General features: G+C 55.7%; 1 protein-coding gene. It reads right to left on the bottom strand.

Going from position 1 to position 359, the window contains the following annotated elements; genetic code table 11:
- Window positions 1-48 precede the first annotated feature (48 nt).
- The coding region (locus EN852_RS36610) for a cupin domain-containing protein (protein WP_135879743.1) at window positions 49-359 on the bottom strand (311 nt) is incomplete at its 5' end.

The following is a 359-nucleotide window of genomic DNA, read 5'->3' as shown; positions in this document are numbered from 1 at the left end:
GCCGACGATGCGCGGCTTGCGCCATTACGCGATACCGCAAATCAAAGCCTACACTTTTATTGTCAGGGTCGAGAGCTGGTCAGTGTCGTAACGGTCCCGCAAGTGGGCAAGCGCTTTCGGATCCGGAGAGCTGTGTGTAGCCAGTTTGGCAAGTTCTTCGAAATAGTGTTCATGCCCAGGCGGAGAGACGGTCATCAGCACCCGCGCAGGCTTTTCGCCGATATTGGTGATATTGTGCGGCGCCCCCGGTGGAATAAACAGGAAAGTACCTGGGGTTGCGTGCATCGTCTTGTTCCCTACATGCCACACGCATGCTCCCTCAAGCACAAAGAAGGTTTCCTCCTGCACGCGGTGAACAT

Origin of the sequence: Mesorhizobium sp. M2E.F.Ca.ET.209.01.1.1 (assembly GCF_004010375.2) — a bacterium.
In the GTDB taxonomy this organism is placed as follows: Bacteria; Pseudomonadota; Alphaproteobacteria; order Rhizobiales; family Rhizobiaceae; genus Mesorhizobium.
The sequence above is the reverse complement of the archived record's forward strand: the minus strand, read 5'-3'. Positions and strand labels throughout refer to the sequence as shown.